Here is an 18,824-nt window from a genome sequence, read left to right on the forward strand (position 1 = left end):
TTTAAAAAGGATGACAAAGTTAAAGTTGTTAACAAAGATCAATGGAAACAACAAAAAATCTATGGACAAACTGTATTTTACACTGATGCAAATTCTATTTCTAAAGTAAATGATGAATCTAAAAAGAAACAAGAAAACCATGTAGTTGGTGTAATAAATGATGCAGATCCTTATTATGTGACAGTTACGTATAAAGATGCCAATGGAAATAATCAAGAAGTTACTATAAACTTCTCGAATGGCAGTAACTCAAGCTTTAAAAAGGATGACAAAGTTAAAGTTGTTAACAAAGATCAATGGAAACAACAAAAAATCTATGGACAAACTGTATTCTACACTGATGCAAATTCTATTTCTAAAGTAAATGATGAATCTAAAAAACAACAAGAAAACCGTGTAATGAGTAAAGATAAAGAACAAAAACTCTTAGCACAATTAAAAAAACGTTCTGGTACTGTGATAAAAAAATCCGAAGATAGCATTGAAATTTCAAGTGAAAACAACATTATTCGTGCCCATGTTAATCCAAAAATACTACCAAATATTAATATAGGTGACACAGTAAATGTTTATGCTAAAGCATTTGAAATGGATCCTATACTTTTAAAGGATTTACCTTTCGAGGCAAGAAATGCGATTATTCAAAAGGGAAATGAACAAAACATTTTGGAGAATCAATACGAAAAAATCACAGGAAAAATAGTACAAAAATCGGAGAATTCAATCTTAGTTTCGAGTAACAACATAACTTATACAGCTGAGGTTTCACCTAAATTATTACAAGACATTGTACTAGGTGATACAGTAAACGTTTACGCTGCATCTTTTGAGAGTAGCCCTATTTTACTACCTAATACTCCTGTGGATGCTATTTCTCCAATTGTTGAGAAAGCAAATTAGTATTCTACATTCTGTGATTTTATCCAAAATCATACTAAATAATCTAGGAATGTCTTTAAAATATTTATTCTAATAAGGTTATATGCCATGGTATAAGTAAAGGTCGCATAAAACTTTTCTATGTTAAACAATCATGTAGTGTAATCCCCTCTCCTACTAGCCCCTTTTTGGTTAGGTGAAGGGGGGGCTCATATTTTGACAAGCTAAGGTGAGGTAAACCTTTTGGACAGAAATGGCGCTTTAAAATAAGAGCCTCTTTTCAGGTTTGTACTTAAAATATTATAAGTATATTATTTTTAATGAGAAATATTTAATTTACAGTCTTCGAAAATCAGAATTGATTGGTATGATTCTATTAGTGTCTAGGTCCCCATCATTAATAAGATACGTATTATACTTTTCTATATAATCTTGCATTTCTTTAAATTTCTCCCTATCTATGATATACATGTAGGAATATATTTGTTCACCATCTATCTTGAAAGGTTCAGACAGCTGGAAAGGATTTTCATACTTCTCTTTAAAATTCTTTTTTGCTTCTTCATAGATCTTAAAATCATGAATTTCCGCTTCTTCCTCACGACTTATCCATAACTTTAATGGCATGACATTCACTCAGTGTTGTTACTTTCAGTAATTTTTCTTATGTATCGTATAGTATCATTATAAGTTATTGTCCTAGTAATCCCTTCAATAATTATTAATATTCTGTTTCTTGTTAATTGTAATTAAATACATATCTTACCTTCTGGGATAACACCTGCAGATACAAAATACATAACTATTACTACATCTACTCATGTATATGCTGAACTCTTCAAGAAAAGATAAAAGCCCTCCTAATTAAAGAAAGGCTTTTATCTTTCATATAAGTGAATCCGATTTTATGATTTTAAAAATGAATGTCGTCTGTTATACCCCTATAACGTTGACTGTTCAGAGCATGCTCTGACTTTAATATTATACTAATGTATATAACGGAAATCAATATTATAGTAATGGGAAGTTTCCCCGTGCTCCACTTCGTTTTAATAACTCTAATACCATAAAAATAATATCTAAGAATATATAGTTTTATAGTTTTAATTATTATATACTTATACAAGTAATTTAGCCCTTTTTAAGAGTTGAAATTACGTTATATATAAGGAGTGGTTTGAATGAAGAACAAATTTACGCGTATGATCATGTTAATGGTGGTAATGGCTTTATCAGTTACAGCACTTGCTGCATGTGGAGATAATCGTGATCCTAAAGAAGTTGCTACAGCATATTTTGAAGATGCAAAAGACGGAAATGCAAAAGATTTTGGAGAGTTATTTACACCCGAAGCAAAAAAAATAGTTGGTTTTATTGGCGGAAATGCAGAATTAATGAAATCAATTAATGAAGATCTTAAAAGCTATAAGATTAGAAAAGTTGAAGAGAAAAACGAAATCGCTACAGTAACTGTTGATGCTGTGTATAAAAAAGATTCTAAAAACGATTATAAAAAAGTAATCGTAATTGAATTAGAGAAAACGGATGAAGGTTGGAAAATTAGTAAATCATAATAGAAAAGTACAGACCCTTAATTGATTAAGGACCTGTACTTTTCTATTATCTGAGGTAGCACAAACATTTTTTTATTTTAGATTTACAATTTCGCTTTAGTTAAATGCTGATTGGCAAAGAAACCTTATAATAAATTTAATATTGTAATCAAAACAAAGGTACCTATTTTACAATTTTCCAGTAGCCAATTTATATAGTTATAGGTAGTGGTTACCTAGGATAAAGTATAATTTCATTTGAAATCAGTTTTCCTATAGGCTGTGTATGAGCAGCATCTTTGTATAATTGAACAATAATAACTGTAGTTTCTTTTTCACGAACACTACCTATTTTTAGTTGTTTTATTGGAGTTTTCGAAGAAAAACTTCCAACAGTTCCATCATGTGCTACAGACTCTAAGCCTCTATCTGTTAACGCTGCATCATAATACATTGTACTACAATTTCCTTGTGCCTCTATTTGCATACCCACTGTTTTATTATTGGACTTATACTCTGTTTGATCAGTATTCACTCTAGCTTTACAATTGTTACCTGCAGCTGTAACTTTATACCATCCCCCCGATGCAGCTTCAACATTTCCAGATGTAACGAAAATACAACCAAACATAAAACTCAATCCCATTAAAACTTTCACATAATGTTTCATAAATTTATCCCCTTTCTATTTATTTATATAAACATTAACATATTTACTTAAGGGTTGGTTATTTTTTCTATATTTATCAAGTTATTACAGAATATTGCGTTAACTGTATTGTTTCTTTCTTGGTGTAACTTCTTTATTTCCCTTTCAAATGTTCTTTTGTTCTCATTTCCCAATAGTTTTTAAAAAATTATTATACTTTTTATTTAACGCTTACTTGGCTGTTTTCCTGTTTTACTTTCCTAATTACTATCATTTTACCAGCTGTGTGCTCTATCACACTTTTAAACTTATTTTTTTTAAGATACCCTTCCTTATTTTTTAACTGCTCTGTTACTAAATCTATAATTTGTTTGCTCGTAGAAGTCATTGTGTTCTTTTTTTGAAAATACTGTTGACCAGTGTATTTCTCCCATTCGAAGATTTTATTTTCCAAACGTGCGTTTTTTTTCTTTAATTTTTCATATGTAAAATTCATTCTTTCTCCTTTATAACTATCGGTAACAATGAACTTTCCGACGTTATTACAGTAACCGTGTATGCATATCCAATGTGATATTACATGTTTTTGTATCCTGTTAAAACCGAGGAGAGCTTTTATATCATCTACTAACCCCAATATATTATATTGTTTAAGAATGCTAAAAAGAATAAAGGCTTCATTGTTGTTCATTTGCTGGATAAGAGAGTATTGTGTCAAATCACTAACGTTCGCTATTTCTATTTCATACTTAAGATTATCATCTACAGGGTTAATTTCACCTGAAATTATGTTTTTATGCAGTTCATCAATCACATTTTCAATGAATCTTTTAAATGTATTGAATTTGAAAAATTCGCCTACTAAAGTGTATCCAGTGAATTCATTATCTTGGATTCTAAACTTGAATTCTTTTAGTAGTTCATAGATTTCTTGATCAATCTTTTCTTTTTTGTGGCTACTTACTTTGTTCATGTTAAGTAATCCATTTGCAAGACCGTATATTCCACAAGTGGGTCCTGTTTGATTAATATCTAGGTTCATAATCTTTATACAACCTCCTATTCCTTCCAATATTGACCCGTAAATAAAAATATGGTATGTTTACTGTAGATTAAATATATATTGAATGCATATCCAATATATATTAAGTATAGTACTTAACTGAATTGCATAAACTAAAAATGACGAGATGCTGTCAACATCCCGTCTCATAACTGCTACTGTCAAGGTGGTTGTTATTATGCATTATCTTTTTCTTTTAGACCCACGCTTGTACTTTGGTCGGTGAAGCGCGGGTTTTTTGTTGTCTTTTTTTTCGAATTGCTTTCTCAGTGCGTATGCTGAAACCTCACGCACAACTGCTCTTGCAATTTCTTTTAAAAGTTCAAACAAAAATTCCATGTTATATCATCCCCTTTCCTTCCGAATGGAAAGAAGGGATAATAACAAGCCCACCTTCACACGATATACAGTTATACTTCTATTTTATCATACTTCAAATGAATAATATATTATAACCTCTTCAGTTTACTATAATCTAATTATAGTAAACTATTTTTGATGTTTTATTGTTCTGTAAAATATGTTTCATAATTTAAATATATTTCATAATCATTTTCTGACAGCATCAACTCTTTACGATTCTCAATATTATGTAAGAAATTATATTTATTTAAGAGTTGTAATACTTCTGTTGATCCATATTCACTTAATCCATTATATAGAAGTAGTATTAATTCATCTGTTGATAATTGAGCACGTATTATACGGATGTATGTTTGTTTTTCATTAATATCTGATTCATCTATAAACTTGATTATATGGTATAAATTTCTAAAGTAATTCCCTAGTTCATTATCATATGCTTTATAAAGAGACGCATACGAAATTCTAATAATTTTCAGTGTTTCTTCTATACTCTTTTCTCCCACCCATGATTTCTGTTTGTATATGCTTTTCAATTCTGATAAAGCTTCTGTAATAACTGCTTTTCCCTGTAACTCAATTTCTATAATTGGCTTTAAATATCCACCTGACTTTGAAACATTCTTTCTTAATTTAGATGTTAAATTATTATGTAAATTAACCATTTGAAAAAAAGTATTTTCGAATCTTTGAATTGACAAAGTGGTATTTTGCTCTTTAAATTCAGCACGAGTTAATTTTAATTCATCACGGGTTAGTGTCAATTCCTCTCTTTGAATAGCAATTGTAGCTAGAATTAATAATATACTTGCTATATTAAAAAATGGTACAGTCGAACCCCCCAGTAAATCTCCTGTAGGGCCTAAATTTTCAATACCACCAAACCTTTCGGCAACTTTATATATTAGTGGCGCTAATACAAAAGGGCTTATTAATGCTATTATCATAAATGTTATCCCAGTCTTAATTAAAAATTTAAAATTAAATAGCTTGTCTTTTATTTTGTTCATCATATATTCTCCTTTTCTAATATTTAAAATTATAGCATAAATCCTACTATATTATGAAAAAGTAAAATGACATAAAAAAAACAGCTTCTCAAATTCGTTTGTAATCGCAATTAACTATCTGCTTAATGCGATTATATTAAAACTCAGAAAAAATCCTTGGAATTAATAATAGACCCATTAGAACGTTTCTGTTTTTTTGGGGTCTATTCTCTCTAGAATTTCTATTCTTCTATGTCTTCTTTTACTTCAGCGGATAAAATGTCTTCAGCAAACTTCTTGTAGCCATTATACCCTTTCTTTGCAGCCTTTTTCTTTATTGCTTCTACTACCTTTTCATCAAGATAGAGACTTAGATGCTGCTTTTTTTCTTTCAATTCCTCTTTTGATCTGTTTTCAATTTTTTCTTTGAAAACTTCCAAATCTTTTTTTAAGTATAATCGTTCAGTAGATTTCCCTTTAGCAATCTCTTTAAAGGGCAATATCCAATCTTTAGCCGCATTATGAACGTAAGTCTTAGACTTATTTAGAAATTCAGCCGCCTCTTTTAATGTAAAAGAGTCTTTGTATAATTCCTCTAACTTTTTTACGTCTTCTTGCTTAAAACGATATCCGCCATCTGCTTTCCAGGTAGCCAGATTGATAGGTTCGATTTGTTTATACTTAATTAAATAGCCTAATTGATTTTTTGTTATACCTACCCGATCGCATACCTCTTCTAAAGATAAATATTCTATTTCTCACCTCATCCGAAACTCTCACTCTAGCTGTTGTTTGAATTTTCTTAGTTGATACTTTGTTAAACCTGTTTCTTTTACTACATCTGTGATTGAGTACTTCTTATATTGAAGATACTTAAATGGATTTTCCATATAACGTTCTCGTACCTTATTAAATGTACTCTTTTTGATAAAGAATTCAATTGCTCCCCTTTCTCACGAATGGAATCGAAAATGGGACAACCTTTACAATGTTTATAATTTCTTTGTTTTGCCTTTTTCTGCTCATCTGCACAATTCATTGATAGGTTGTTCAGAGGGCAAGTTGAACAATAGGTATATTCTAAATCATAGATTTCATCTAAAATTTTTCGACGAAGATTAGTCAAAAAAATCTCCTTCTATCGTACTTGGATTGAAATGCACAAGAAAATCAATTAAACATTTCCGTTACACATCAGTTAAAAAGAAACGATTAAATAAAAACAAAAAATATTTACTTAATCATTTCAATCTATACCACAATAAATAACGCATTTTTCTTGAATTTACATTTAAATATACGGAATAAAGGATTTTCATACTAAAATGCATGTGATATGAAAGATTGCTGATATATTTGCTATTATAAAAGTAGTATTTGTAGAATCAAATTAGTTCAAGTTAAAGAAAAGAAGCGATACTGTATCCTTTTCTTTTATGTTCCGTGCCTTTAATCAATAGTAAGAGGATATATATCTATACCCTCTTATTGCTGATTTGTATTAGAATTACTGCTCCCACAAGCAGAATATCTGAAAGACACTCGTCTAAGAGTGTCTTTTCTTTATACAAAAAAATATTTTCAAACAAAAACTCCTTATAAAAGAACCTACATTCGTACTGGATAAGAGCAAGCACTCTTTTTTAATTAGGGAGGAATAACAGTGTATGACTATTCTATCTTACCGAATAGAATCATCTTATGTGTGGATTTACGTAGCTCTTACGCTTCAGTAAGTTGCATCAAAATGGGTTTAGATCCTATGTATACAAAATTGGCATTAGTCGGTGATGTAAATAAAAACGGTTCAATCGTTCTATCTGCCACTCCCCCATTAAAAGCATTGAGTGTAAAATAGATGGCAAGATTATACGAAATTCCTCACAGAAAAGATATTCTTGTTGTAAATCCAATTATGGGTACTTATATAAAATGCTCTAATTACATAACAAAGTTAGCTTTGCAGTACGTTCCTATTGAGGATTTTCACCAATATTCTATCGACGAATTCTTCATGGATATTACGGATAGTATTCATTTATTTGCTAAGAATCCCTATAAGTTTGCGTTGAAATTTAAACGTGAAATGATTAAGGAATAACACAAAGTAACCCGTCCAATCTTAACAATTGAAAAAAATAACGAATTGAAAACATGCTAGTATGATCCTTATTGTCTGAAGAAGAAATAATGATTATCTATCATGAGGACGGTTATACACGCTCTAATTATATGACTGTTTTCAATATTGACGCGTTAAATAGTGTTGTCATATGTACCAATGCTTTTTATATAAGTTGACACTGCAATTTTCAAATATAATAGATTTGAGTGATCACGTTTGAATTGTTATTAAATAAAGGGCACCATTCTAATTAGAACGATGCCCTTTATTATTGTAAGCACTATTACCTATTGGGTTAATTTTTCGATTGTAGGCATAACAGCAATTGGTGGTAATGATGCAGTCCACCCAACTGCATATACGTTTAATTTTTCACCTAATGTGTAGTTTTCACTATCTGAAACAGGAACTCTTAAAATTTTGTTCTGGGAAACTAGATCCCACCAATCATATTGATAAGTAAGTGCTTCATCTTTTGTAGAAGTAGCAGCAACCACTAAATAATTGTTATCTATTGAAATGACATATCCAGTAAAAGGTTCTTGTTCTTGGTTTTGAATAGAATGAACAGGAGTATTGTTTGCGGAAATCTTAGTAGAATCTGCAAAGGCTGGTGTTAATCCAAAAGTAAATCCACATCCTAATGTTAAAGCTGTTACCGTTGTTACTAATTTTTGTTTTTTGTTAAACATCATATATATCCCCCTTATATTTTATCCCTACACTATCCACATTCCATTTACATACATATAAAGCCTTTTAATATTAAGATATTTAACAAATTTGTCACATAAATTACATTAATGGTAATATTACCTATTAATAGGAGTTGTTTTATGTTATAATTCACTAGGTGAACTATTATTGTTCCTTTCATCACTTGATGAATGTATGCCCTTCCTTAATTGTAAATATGTTTGATTTTGTTGGTGGAGAGGGAGATATCCCTCTTCTTTTTTTGTTTTTTTATGAATAAAAATTAACCATATCATTGTTATATTCATATAAAAAGGAGTCTCAGCAGATCGCTATCAAAATAAAGTTATGAAGTACCCCCATTATGAAAAGTTTATATCTTTGCAAATTTTATTTTTTCGCAGCTAAAAGACAAATAAAAAAGGTCCTTAACAATTTATTAAGGACTGCGGAATAAAACCGCGATTTGGGTTAAAACCCAATCAGTTTGTAGAAAATAAATTGCGTTTATGATAGCAATTGTATTCCCAAAAGCAATGTTTCAAGTGAATTTTAACATACCTGTAACTACATTGGTATCAATAAAATATGGATTGGATTACAAATAGTGGTTTCGAATATTAGAAAAAGTTTAAAAGTTAATTACTTTTCAGGAAGAAAAATCCTTAAGAGGAACTTGTAGAGATAAATTTTTAGAGGAAATATCCATAGCAGATGCTTTTTTCATTGTTGTATAAAATTTATATATTAAATGAGAGATTTATTAAATAGAAAACTAAAAAACTCTATAATCCCCACACATTAATTCATAACTAAAAATGTTTTAAAAAATGATTGTTTAATTTTTCTACAACTGTTCTTTTCATCACATAGGTAAAGTAAATTAATTATATTTAGTTGTAATATGAAATTCATTTTCTTATAGTTAATTAACTTTAAATATATATCATTCTTAAAGAATGATATATTCTTCTCTATTTACCTATACCTATATTTTTATAATTTATTATTTTAGCCAATAAGACTCCTTCCTTAAGGAACGCGAAGTGAGTACGTGGGAGATTCATGTCAGTTGGCATAGGCCAACATGTTTGCTATCATTTACTTGTACAGATTGCTCTTCGAAAACTGAGGATATGAGGTTGGTTGCAAAAAAACGTTGCAACCGTAAAATCTTCAACGTTCTATCGCCCCACACTTACTGAAGTTGCAAAAACCAAGCTAAAGTAGGTAGTATGGTGAATCATTCAATAGAATTGTCCCTTGTTTTAACAAATGAGTTTTTGTAAATAATATGTTTGTTAAAAAATTAATTAAGGGGGACTTGTATGCCACAGGATCGAAAAGCAAAAGTTCAAAAGGATGCATATGTAAGAAAAGAGATTATGCCAGATAATTCACAATCTCTACCGCGTCACATGCAAAAAGAGCTGCCTCACGAATTTTCTGTAAATCCTCTGTTTGCCCGCGAAGGAGAATCCGTCGTTCCGCGCTTTCATATTCCTGATAAAGGTATGTTACCAGAAACAGCGTATCAAATCGTCCATGATGAAATTGCTCTTGATGGAAACGCTCGCCTGAATCTTGCAACATTCGTTAGCACATGGATGGAGCCTGCCGCAGAGCAATTATATGCAAAATCATTCAACAAGAACATGATTGACAAGGACGAATATCCACAGACAGCTGAAATTGAGGAGCGGTGTGTCCGCATCTTAGCCAACCTCTGGCATTCGCCCAGCCCCCTTACGACTATGGGCGTTTCAACAACTGGATCGTCGGAAGCATGTATGCTCGGTGGACTTGCTTTAAAGCGACGCTGGCAAAATGCACGTAAAAACGAAGGGAAGCCAGTGGATCGTCCCAATATTGTGTTTAGTTCGGCTGTTCAGGTCGTTTGGGAAAAATTCGCGAATTATTGGGAGGTTGAACCACGCTATGTGAAGATTAGCCCAGAACATCCCCAATTGGATCCTCAGGGAGTCCTCGCAGCCGTGGATGAAAATACGATTGGTGTGGTACCGATTCTCGGTGAAACTTATACCGGTCTTTACGAACCGGTTGCCGCAATTGCGAAAGCGTTGGATGATTTACAGGCGAGGACGGGTCTTGACATTCCCATGCATGTGGATGCAGCTTCGGGAGGATTTATAGCACCGTTTCTTCAACCAGATTTAGTCTGGGATTTTCAATTACCGAGGGTGAAGTCCATCAATGTATCCGGACATAAATATGGATTAGTCTATCCTGGATTGGGTTGGATAATTTGGCGGGAAGCTGAAGATCTCCCTGAGGATCTAATCTTCCGTGTCTCCTATTTAGGCGGGAACATGCCGACCTTTGCCCTGAATTTCTCTCGTCCTGGTGCACAAGTGCTCCTACAATATTACAATTACCTGCGTTTAGGAAAAAGTGGGTACTATGATGTACAAAGGGCTTCCCAGAAAGTCGCTCTTTTTCTTAGCAAAGCCATTCAGAAGATGGAACCGTTCGAACTTTTGTCCGATGGTTCGGATATTCCGGTTTTCGCTTGGCGACTAAAAGAAGGTTACACATCAAATTGGAATCTTTATGATTTATCTCGACAATTGCGTGTGTTCGGCTGGCAAGTACCTGCCTACCCATTGCCTCCAGATATGGAAGCGGTGACGATTATGCGCGTTGTGGTTCGAAATGGATTTTCCATGGATCTTGCACATTTATTTTTGAGGAACCTCAAACAGACCGTTTCCTTTCTGGATTCCCTTGACGGACCTATGCCACATGATACGAAATGTGATAATGGGTTTCACCACTAAATGAAAAAAGCCTAATTTCTTCATATTAAATTGAGAAGTTAGGCTTTTTAATATTGAAATTTCTTTAACGCTGTAAATCCGCATTTTCTTGACACTAACCTATGCCCATCAAGCTAAAACCCTGAAGTTTCATTAACAGATTTTTCTTCTTACTACCATACAGAAATTGTCCCTTATCTCTTGCTAGTGCTTTTTCTATGCATAATATTAATTGCATCATAAGTATACACACGTTATGATAGTCACCTAATTACTTATGGAGAGGTGCAAAAAATAAATAAGACAGAATTAACAAAAGTAGTAGCAGAAAAAGCAGGACTTATACAAAAGGATACAGCTGTAGCAACACAAGCTGTTTTAAATACAATAACAAATGCACTAGCAAATGGAGAAAAAGTACAAATTCTTAGTTTTTGTACTTTTGAAGTACGTGAACGATCTGCACGTACAGGACGTAACCCACAAACAGCTGAAAAAATGCAAATCGCCGCTTCAAAGGCACCTGCTTTTAAAGCTGGAAAAGAATTAAAAGAAGCAGTGAAATAATCATACATAATCACAAGGGTTTGATATTCATATCAGCCCTTTTTTAATAGCTTTGTGGGGATATCGCCAGCATTTTGGAAAAAATCCACACTAAGAAAAAACTAGCTCCTACAAGAGAGGCTAATTTACATAAAATTCGTTAACGGTAGTCAATGGATCTATAAGTCTACAGTTATTCATTTCTGAAATCGTATGTATCCTCAGGAACATTTAACATATGTCCGTTAATGATTACTGTATCATTGTCTTTCCATACAATCTTTGCTGTATCTTCTCGGTAATTCCAATACACATTCTTTGTCTTGAAATATTCACGATGATTAAATACTAACTCTCCCCTAACAGCAAAACTTGTTGTTGCTCCGCCATTTGTTACATAAGCTTTAAATGTATATGTTCCGTCAGGAGATTGTTTTTCAGCAATCTTTTCACCTGTAGGTAGTCGATCCATACTGAAGAATGCCCAATAAACTCCGTATACGAACAAACCAGCTATACAAAATAATATAATTAACACTTTTTGTTTGGTTTTCTTAATTTCTTTCTCTGTAAAATTCATGTTTTAGCTCCTATTAATGATTTTTATAGCAAACCACTTCTGTTTGGAGGTAAGGTCAATCTTTGTTTTGTTTTTCTAACAGTTGAATAACTCTATCTAATTTTTGCTCAACTTGATTTTGTTTCTTTTGATTACTGTTACGCTGAATTATACGTATAATTCCTCCAAATAGTGCACCAATGATTATTGCAATAATGATGCAAGAAATAGTCGTTTCTAAAGGCATTATTTAGAACCCCCTTTTTTCCTTATTGTACCATTTAGAAGAACTAATATGTTTTGTAATTTGATTTGTATATTGTATACAAGTTAAGTTAACATAACGTCCTATTATCGGTAGCAAAGAAAAAGGCGAACCCCTACTTTCAAGAGGAATTCACCTTTTTCTATACCCTATTCATATTTTTATACATTTCTATCATGGTGCGGTTTTCAGGTTCTCCTTTGTTACTAAATGAGCCGAAAAAATGTATAAAATCTTGCATGCTCTTAGCATGGTTTTTTCCGAAATGCTGGCGGTACCCCATCACCATCAAGTTAAAATTTTATAATGCCCCCAAAACGAAAAATTAGAGTCTTTTATAGCAATGAAGTTCATTTTTATCGTTTTGGGGGCAACCTGTGCTGTTAGGTTGATGGATGTGTGGTGCGACCCCATTTATAAATCACTTCAATAACGCATGAGAATGGCTATTATTTAGACTACAAGTTTCCTTAGGAGCACATCATTATCAATCTAAGATTTTTTACTATCAATTTAAATTTATGAAAAATATGTATTCATAAAAATTTATTTTTGTTTTAATCATAATTTCTATTGTTTTAGTAAAACATAGAATTGATATGAAAAAGGAGGAATAAAATATGCAATTAGCTACACATGAATTACGTGATTTAAGTGAATTAATTGCTGGTTGTTACAATACAATTAATACGATGAGTACATACATTCAACAGGCACAAGATCCCGAATTAAAACAATTATTGCAACAACATTTTCCATTACATGTGCAGGATTATAATTTAAAAGTTGAATTCGTACAGAGTCTAAGTGAACCAAATATTGAAAAATTTCAGCCATCTAAGTTAACACCTGTACTATCTTCTTACTTAAGAACACCTGTTGAAGAATTGCCGCCTGTTACTCCGGATGTAAGGGGAGCACCACCTAATGACCGAGCAATTGCAACTGGATACTTATTAAATCAAAAGTCAGCAGCTTTAAATTATGCTGGTTCTGTATTAGAATGCGCAAACCCTAACTTAAGAACATTCTTAGAAAATGCATTCTTAAATAGTGGTAGACATGCATACGATGTATGGCAATATATGGTCAAAAAAGGGTATTATCCATTATCTACAGCTCCAGAATCAGAAGTGCAAACTTTAGCTACTATATATCAACCTGTTAATCAATCTTTTTAACCATACAATTAACTTTGAATGCATGTAATTCACTTTAAAAACTGTTAAGAATCTTGATTTGAAATAAAAAAGAGGAAACGCAATTAGAAACCGCTAGTTTTTTTACTTAGTAATTTTTCATTTCAAATGGTCTGTTAGTGACCCCTGTTAGTGGTCATCATACATGCCCATCAACTTAAGGATTTTATAACACCCCAAAACGAAAAAATTGTCTGCTTTCTATTGGTTAATGAGGAAAAGTGGAAAAACGTTAGTTAAAAAAACGCAAGCCTCTTTTGATTAGTGGTTTGCGTTTTTTATCATATACTTTATTTTTTCTCTTCACGAGCTAAGTCGATTACAATATCCTTTTTATATAAATCTATTGCCTTCAGTTAACATAACCATCTTATCAGTATTCAAAAATGGATAAAATTTACATTCCGGGAGAAGTTGTATTTTCTTAGCTTGATAGCGATGTGATGCTACCCCTAAGTCTTCCATCTTAAAAATAATTAGGATAGGATTTTTTGATAAATACGTGTATTCGATTTGATACGTGAGATATAATAAGCCTTTTGATCTTGTAAATGTTGAAAATCTTTCAAATGAAAATAGCCTAAATCTCAGATAGATAAATCATTCGCTATTACAGTTTGGACACACAGGGAACCGTAGGTTCGATCATGTTGTTTACCTGGTCCTGTATGAATATGAAGGAATTGTCCACTTAATAAATCATACTCAAGTTGAATCTAAAATACGAATACATTTGAAATTAGAAGTATATGGAGAAGAAATCGGCATAGATGAGGCTAATTTTTGGTTTAGTAGTTCAGCTAATATATGTTGTAAAAATTGAACGGCTGATTTATTAAACCTTTGATTCAGTCCTTCCGGACTGATGAGTACTTCTGTGGATGCTTCTAAACAGCTAGATAACTGGGCTAAAGAGGTTGTAGCGATATTTTGACTCATCCATATACATAAAGCGACTAAATCTTTTGCTTGGTATTTACTGGTTCGTTGTACGAAACCAACATCTCTAGCAAGATCCCGTAAGGTATTTGGAGATAAAAAACTTTGAATCTCTTGAGCAAATAGTTGTAATTCATCAGATACAGAAATAGACATACAAAAACGCCATCCTTTCCTATGATTCTACAAAAAGAATAGCGTATTTTTTCATTTTAGGGGGGATTTTGTTGAATTAGCTTGATAGCGATTGGTGGTACCCCTTATAGGATAATAGAAGTTTGCATTTTCAATTTTTTCACACTCTATTAACAAGGCAGTTATAGCATCCTGGTTTAGCGTTAAGAATGTGAATATATTCTACTTCTTTATTATCAAAAATTTCATCTATATTTTCTCTTAAATTTACACCTTCTGTAACCCTTGCTTCTACAATCATTGAGTCAGCATTGTAGCCGCGTACAGATAGATACCTATGATGTAACATATGCGGAATTTCATTTACATCTAGCTTAGCAGTAGTTGCTCCCTTTCGTATAAATATAGGACCACTTGCTTTATAAGGCGAATTAACACTATGATATTGGTAATTCAGTAAAATTACCTCTTCTCCTACCTCTGCATCCTTCAAACTTATCCTGCAAGGATATCCAGGATTTTTGTTTGCTATTATTTTGACTGCCCCGATACTTTTTAATACTTCTTCATTCATTAGAAATAGGTTATTAAACTCCTTCTCTTGTAACGCAACGATTTGAAAGTTATTTCTCATATTCTATCCCTCCTTAATTAGTTGTTATAAAGCATTTCACTAATGATGCTACCACTAAAGTTCATAAAACTTGTTCAATAATCCTGCCCGTTTGTTGAGGATTGAATTAAAAAGCTTACAATTCTATAACAGAGAAAAAATGGCTTATTATTGTTCAATACAAAGTTGTTTACTTTTAATCAATCAGTAATGATTTATCAAAAAATACGATGAGTACAAAGCACTCTTGTTAATTCATGCTATCTTTTGTTAAAGAACGTGAATTCAGTCAAGTTCTTGGTTTACGGTATTTCCACTATGGAAAGCACGGAATTGACTCGGTGAAAATCCTGTATTTCTTTTAAATGCATTATAAAAGCTAGATACACTTTGATAGCCTGTTTGATAACCAATCTCTGTACTATTAAAGACCGTTGTCAAGAGAAGTTCCTTTGCTTTCTTAACTCTGATCCTTTCTAAATATATTCGAGGAGTATACCCTGTTCTTTCTTTGAAAATCCGATTTAAATGAAAACGACTAACTCCTACCCTTGATGCAATTTCATTTAAAGACATGTTTTGAACATAATTATTTTTTATCAATCGCATAGTATCTTCCAAAACGCATTCGAACGGGTCGTATATTTTTATATTTAGATCTGATCGGCATCTTTTGCATGGGCGATAGCCTGCCCTTTGAGCTTCGTGCGCATTTGAAAAAAAGGATACATTTTCATAATTAGGAACCTTAGACTTGCAAGAAGGCCGGCAGAAAATTCCAGTTGTCTTGACTGCGTAAAAGAATATCCCGTCATACGCTGAATCACATGATACTGTTGCTTTCCACATGGTATCTCTGGAAAGGTTATTTTGATCCTTCATTAGAATTTAATCCTCCCTTGTAGGCGAAAATCTTATTACTCAAAATCATATAAATCGCATATATAGCCACGACAATTAACGGAACAAATATATACAATTGAAAAAATGGAATCACCAGCAAACATAAAATGAAAGAGATTAACGATGCCCACCATGCCCGTGTGTTCTTCCTAAATAATTTAACGCCTGCTGCCATTGAAAGAACATAAACTAGAATCCCAAGAGAAGTCGGTATAAACAAAATATCATCAAACGTTAGTGACAAAGCTTTTGTCACTAACACACCTGCTACCGAAAAACAGATAACAAACAATACCATCTGTCTTGGAATTTGAGTAGTTGCATGCAGCCTTGAGAAAAATTTTGGGAAAGCACCATCTCTGCTTAATGAATATCCTAATTGCGTTAGGCTGGCTACAAAAGCATTCGCTGTCCCTGTACAAATAATTAAAGCTAAAACAGCTGTAACGACTTTGGCACCCCCGCCTACTGTATCTCCCATTATAACACCAATAGGAGACAGGTTGCTTTCTTGACTGCCATACGTGGCCGTTCCAATAGTGACAAGGCTTAGCGCTAAAAATAATAATCCAATGACAACTGCACTAATAACTGCTCCTTTGACAATATCTTTTTCTGGCCTTTTAAAGTGCTCAGCCAGATTACAAATCGCCTCCCAACCGAAAAATGACCAAAAGATAACCGTTATAGCGTTCCCGACAGAAAACCATCCATTTGGAACAAAGGGAGTAAAATTTCCCCATTGTATTCTTGGAAACGCCACAAATACAGCTGACGCTAAAAGAATCAGTAATAAGGAACTTAAAATCAATGCAACTTTACCACTAACATTTACGCCGTAATAATTGGAAACACCTGCAATTACCAAAATAAAGACGGCAATTAAAATTGTTTCAAAATGCGAAAATCCAAATGCCTGACTGACGTAAAAAGCACCAGTTAAAGATACAATCGTTTGACCAACTGCTGCTGTTACAAAGTAAAACCACCCAACGATATTGCCAAGATGATATCCAAAAGAATTTCTAACAAAGGTTGCTGCTCCACCGGAATCAGGATATATCCGTGCCAAACTAGCAAAGGAATAAGCAAGCGGAAAACTAATTATAATAACGATAAACCAGGATACAATAGATGCAGGGCCCGCTATTGAGGCCGTTACCCCCGATAAAAAAAGGACACCTGATCCTAGAATAGCTGAAATGTATAACGCAATTCCTTGAAATAATCCAATGGCTTTATTGTTCATGATCTCCCCCCTTTATAGGATTTAGTGTACTAGTAAAAGGGGGGGAATTCTTCTTGTTTTTTGCGGTTTAATTCGTTTAATAAAACAATCAAAAGCATTTTTATTATATTTCTTCTTCAACAATCTGGCCCGATTGTTGAAGAAAGTAGCCTGTTCCAATAAAGAACTTTATTGTTCAGTAAACAACTTGTCATGAAACCATAAAACGAACCGAAATTTTTCTTAAGAGTAGAAAATTCGGCTCGCTTTATGTTGGAATTTGCTTAGCGTATATTTTCGTTAAAATGTGGGCGGGATCCCATGCCCATCAACTTAAAATTTTAAGGTATCCCCAAAACGAAAAAATGAGCTTTTTTATTACAAATTAGCACAAAATCTTGTTCTGGGGGTAGTTGTATTTTCTTAGCTTGATAGCGATGGGGTGGTACCCCTAATAAGAGAAGATAATGTGCTCATCGCCCTTGATTGGGCTTTAAAAAAGTAGCATGTTTGTCCCAACCGAATTGAATTTTCCATTCTTCTTCGAATCCACTCTCAGTAACTTTATTCTTACGTAGTTCTTTCGTCGTATCTTCTTGATATTTAACGAACATTAATTGCTGTGCCTGATAATAGCCGTATATTGAATCGTTATGTTTTCCCATAATATATCAATCGGATTCTTATCTATGATCTCAGCAGCTAAATCAGCTACATCTTCTGGAAAATATTTATGGAAGAAACCATGTGTTACAGCATTGTATGTAAAACTATAGCCTTCTCTAATTTCTGTGGCTCAATGTGTTGTTTAACTAATTCCACCCCCAATAACTTTGTTGATTAAATGACCGACAACAACTGTTTGTTCTTGTTTATTTAGTTTCATCTTTATTTCAACTGCACTTCTAGAAAATTCACATGAGTCTTTAAATTTCCTACTTCACGCGATAAATTATTGATCTGCTCTTGTTGTTCCGCAACTGTTTTAATTAGCTCATCAATTCTTTACACTAATACCGCACATTGATTCTCCATTCTTCAGCCTCCTCCGAAATTACTCTAATTTAGTATTGAAATTCTCTAAAACTCGATGTATTATATTTTTGTGTTTTTCTCAGTTCCCAAGCCGAGAATACATCATCACTTCTGAAAGGACCCGAACTCCAGCGGGTTCTTTTTATTTACTTGAACTCATTTTCGAATTATTGTATTATATTTTCGGGTCTTGCTCCATAAATCATTATCAGGAGAATCTGCAGGTTTGCAGGTTCTCTTTGTAAAATAAAAAACATCCATTATATGAACACTTCATGTTATTATGATTAAATTGTTTTAATTCAGTT

The 18,824-nt window shown here is 32.7% G+C and carries 16 protein-coding genes and 6 pseudogenes; 7 read left to right on the top strand and 15 right to left on the bottom strand.

Features of this window, described 5'->3' with window-relative positions:
* A pseudogene (locus tag AB6801_RS20370) lies at window positions 1–900 on the top strand (S-layer homology domain-containing protein); the annotation flags it as partial.
* A gap of 315 nt (window positions 901–1,215) precedes the next feature.
* On the opposite strand, the gene AB6801_RS20375 reads toward AB6801_RS20370, so the two are convergent.
* Window positions 1,216–1,506, bottom strand: coding sequence for a hypothetical protein (locus AB6801_RS20375; RefSeq protein WP_245305165.1), 291 nt, complete (start codon window positions 1,504–1,506; stop codon window positions 1,216–1,218).
* 554 nt (window positions 1,507–2,060) lie between these two features.
* Between AB6801_RS20375 and AB6801_RS20380 the strand changes: the two genes are divergently transcribed.
* Window positions 2,061–2,453: a nuclear transport factor 2 family protein gene (locus AB6801_RS20380; protein ID WP_044585226.1), complete on the top strand. Its 393-nt coding sequence runs from the start codon at window positions 2,061–2,063 to the stop codon at window positions 2,451–2,453.
* A gap of 211 nt (window positions 2,454–2,664) precedes the next feature.
* Here AB6801_RS20380 and AB6801_RS20385 read toward each other — a convergent pair whose 3' ends face one another.
* The 6 genes and pseudogenes from AB6801_RS20385 to AB6801_RS20410 form a co-directional block, all read right to left on the bottom strand.
* The gene (locus AB6801_RS20385) at window positions 2,665–3,102 is read right to left on the bottom strand and encodes a hypothetical protein (protein ID WP_170924512.1); all 438 of its coding nucleotides are present in this window, start codon (window positions 3,100–3,102) and stop codon (window positions 2,665–2,667) included.
* A gap of 199 nt (window positions 3,103–3,301) precedes the next feature.
* Window positions 3,302–4,123: a hypothetical protein gene (locus tag AB6801_RS20390; protein WP_370941153.1), complete on the bottom strand. Its 822-nt coding sequence runs from the start codon at window positions 4,121–4,123 to the stop codon at window positions 3,302–3,304.
* A 204-nt stretch (window positions 4,124–4,327) separates the two neighbouring features.
* Window positions 4,328–4,483, bottom strand: a complete 156-nt coding sequence (locus AB6801_RS20395; protein WP_000394778.1) for a hypothetical protein — start codon at window positions 4,481–4,483, stop codon at window positions 4,328–4,330.
* Window positions 4,484–4,647: 164 nt separating this feature from the next.
* Window positions 4,648–5,517 carry a putative phage abortive infection protein gene (locus AB6801_RS20400; protein WP_001033550.1) on the bottom strand — a complete coding sequence of 290 codons (870 nt, stop codon included), beginning with the start codon at window positions 5,515–5,517 and terminating at the stop codon, window positions 4,648–4,650.
* Window positions 5,518–5,738: 221 nt separating this feature from the next.
* Entirely contained in the window at window positions 5,739–6,251 is a 513-nt protein-coding gene (locus tag AB6801_RS20405) for a DNA-binding protein (RefSeq protein WP_033689769.1), read from the bottom strand.
* Window positions 6,252–6,272: 21 nt separating this feature from the next.
* Window positions 6,273–6,622 (bottom strand): annotated as a pseudogene (locus AB6801_RS20410) (zinc-finger domain-containing protein).
* 537 nt (window positions 6,623–7,159) lie between these two features.
* Between AB6801_RS20410 and AB6801_RS20415 the strand changes: the two are divergent.
* Window positions 7,160–7,585 (top strand): annotated as a pseudogene (locus tag AB6801_RS20415) (Y-family DNA polymerase); the annotation flags it as partial.
* Window positions 7,583–7,841, top strand: a pseudogene (locus AB6801_RS20420) (YolD-like family protein). The pseudogenes AB6801_RS20415 and AB6801_RS20420, both read left to right, overlap by 3 nt.
* A gap of 67 nt (window positions 7,842–7,908) precedes the next feature.
* Here AB6801_RS20420 and AB6801_RS20425 read toward each other — a convergent pair.
* A complete protein-coding gene (locus AB6801_RS20425) occupies window positions 7,909–8,313 on the bottom strand; it encodes a DUF3221 domain-containing protein (protein WP_033685851.1) in 405 nt (134 codons plus the stop codon).
* Window positions 8,314–9,645: 1,332 nt separating this feature from the next.
* Here AB6801_RS20425 and gad point away from each other — a divergent pair.
* Together gad and AB6801_RS20435 are read left to right on the top strand one after the other, a co-directional pair.
* Window positions 9,646–11,115: a glutamate decarboxylase gene (gad, locus tag AB6801_RS20430; RefSeq protein ID WP_044585224.1), complete on the top strand. Its 1,470-nt coding sequence runs from the start codon at window positions 9,646–9,648 to the stop codon at window positions 11,113–11,115.
* Between the two features lie 273 nt (window positions 11,116–11,388).
* Window positions 11,389–11,661, top strand: coding sequence for an HU family DNA-binding protein (locus tag AB6801_RS20435; protein WP_044585394.1), 273 nt, complete (start codon window positions 11,389–11,391; stop codon window positions 11,659–11,661).
* A gap of 172 nt (window positions 11,662–11,833) precedes the next feature.
* Here AB6801_RS20435 and AB6801_RS20440 read toward each other — a convergent pair whose 3' ends face one another.
* Together AB6801_RS20440 and AB6801_RS20445 are read right to left on the bottom strand one after the other, a co-directional pair.
* Window positions 11,834–12,220 (bottom strand): DUF5412 domain-containing protein, encoded by a 387-nt coding sequence (locus AB6801_RS20440; RefSeq protein WP_044585223.1) that lies wholly within the window; start codon window positions 12,218–12,220, stop codon window positions 11,834–11,836.
* A 55-nt stretch (window positions 12,221–12,275) separates the two neighbouring features.
* Complete coding sequence (locus AB6801_RS20445; RefSeq protein ID WP_001127871.1) at window positions 12,276–12,446, bottom strand: DUF4083 family protein; 171 nt, start codon at window positions 12,444–12,446, stop codon at window positions 12,276–12,278.
* Window positions 12,447–13,084: 638 nt separating this feature from the next.
* Here AB6801_RS20445 and AB6801_RS20450 point away from each other — a divergent pair.
* Window positions 13,085–13,645 (top strand): spore coat protein, encoded by a 561-nt coding sequence (locus AB6801_RS20450; RefSeq protein WP_044585222.1) that lies wholly within the window; start codon window positions 13,085–13,087, stop codon window positions 13,643–13,645.
* 506 nt (window positions 13,646–14,151) lie between these two features.
* On the opposite strand, the pseudogene AB6801_RS20455 reads toward AB6801_RS20450, so the two are convergent.
* From AB6801_RS20455 to AB6801_RS20475, 5 genes and pseudogenes are all read right to left on the bottom strand, one after another.
* Window positions 14,152–14,758: pseudogene (locus AB6801_RS20455) on the bottom strand (transposase); the annotation flags it as partial.
* A gap of 139 nt (window positions 14,759–14,897) precedes the next feature.
* A complete protein-coding gene (locus AB6801_RS20460) occupies window positions 14,898–15,371 on the bottom strand; it encodes a DUF1203 domain-containing protein (protein WP_001245414.1) in 474 nt (157 codons plus the stop codon).
* Window positions 15,372–15,635: 264 nt separating this feature from the next.
* Window positions 15,636–16,232 (bottom strand): bifunctional transcriptional activator/DNA repair enzyme AdaA, encoded by a 597-nt coding sequence (locus AB6801_RS20465; RefSeq protein ID WP_000654819.1) that lies wholly within the window; start codon window positions 16,230–16,232, stop codon window positions 15,636–15,638.
* On the bottom strand, window positions 16,216–17,502 hold the full coding sequence (locus tag AB6801_RS20470; protein WP_001060118.1) for an APC family permease: 1,287 nt from the start codon (window positions 17,500–17,502) through the stop codon (window positions 16,216–16,218). Before AB6801_RS20470 ends, AB6801_RS20465 begins: the two co-directional genes overlap by 17 nt.
* Before the next feature lie 429 nt (window positions 17,503–17,931).
* A pseudogene (locus AB6801_RS20475) lies at window positions 17,932–18,241 on the bottom strand (phage terminase small subunit); the annotation flags it as partial.
* Between the last annotated feature and the right edge of the window lie 583 nt (window positions 18,242–18,824).

The organism is Bacillus sp. RCC_6_1 (genome assembly GCF_041360755.1).
GTDB classification, from domain to species: Bacteria; Bacillota; Bacilli; order Bacillales; family Bacillaceae_G; genus Bacillus_A; species Bacillus_A cereus.

What these genes read in the sequence shown, in the direction of transcription:
- AB6801_RS20375 (WP_245305165.1), bottom strand. Translation starts at nt 1,506, where the DNA reads ATGCCATTAAAGTTATGGATAAGTCGTGAGGAAGAAGCGGAAATTCAT.
- AB6801_RS20380 (WP_044585226.1), top strand. Translation starts at nt 2,061, where the DNA reads ATGAAGAACAAATTTACGCGTATGATCATGTTAATGGTGGTAATGGCT.
- AB6801_RS20385 (WP_170924512.1), bottom strand. Translation starts at nt 3,102, where the DNA reads ATGAAACATTATGTGAAAGTTTTAATGGGATTGAGTTTTATGTTTGGT.
- AB6801_RS20390 (WP_370941153.1), bottom strand. Translation starts at nt 4,123, where the DNA reads ATGAACCTAGATATTAATCAAACAGGACCCACTTGTGGAATATACGGT.
- AB6801_RS20395 (WP_000394778.1), bottom strand. Translation starts at nt 4,483, where the DNA reads ATGGAATTTTTGTTTGAACTTTTAAAAGAAATTGCAAGAGCAGTTGTG.
- AB6801_RS20400 (WP_001033550.1), bottom strand. Translation starts at nt 5,517, where the DNA reads ATGAACAAAATAAAAGACAAGCTATTTAATTTTAAATTTTTAATTAAG.
- AB6801_RS20425 (WP_033685851.1), bottom strand. Translation starts at nt 8,313, where the DNA reads ATGTTTAACAAAAAACAAAAATTAGTAACAACGGTAACAGCTTTAACA.
- gad (WP_044585224.1), top strand. Translation starts at nt 9,646, where the DNA reads ATGCCACAGGATCGAAAAGCAAAAGTTCAAAAGGATGCATATGTAAGA.
- AB6801_RS20440 (WP_044585223.1), bottom strand. Translation starts at nt 12,220, where the DNA reads ATGAATTTTACAGAGAAAGAAATTAAGAAAACCAAACAAAAAGTGTTA.
- AB6801_RS20445 (WP_001127871.1), bottom strand. Translation starts at nt 12,446, where the DNA reads ATGCCTTTAGAAACGACTATTTCTTGCATCATTATTGCAATAATCATT.
- AB6801_RS20450 (WP_044585222.1), top strand. Translation starts at nt 13,085, where the DNA reads ATGCAATTAGCTACACATGAATTACGTGATTTAAGTGAATTAATTGCT.
- AB6801_RS20460 (WP_001245414.1), bottom strand. Translation starts at nt 15,371, where the DNA reads ATGAGAAATAACTTTCAAATCGTTGCGTTACAAGAGAAGGAGTTTAAT.
- AB6801_RS20465 (WP_000654819.1), bottom strand. Translation starts at nt 16,232, where the DNA reads ATGAAGGATCAAAATAACCTTTCCAGAGATACCATGTGGAAAGCAACA.
- AB6801_RS20470 (WP_001060118.1), bottom strand. Translation starts at nt 17,502, where the DNA reads ATGAACAATAAAGCCATTGGATTATTTCAAGGAATTGCGTTATACATT.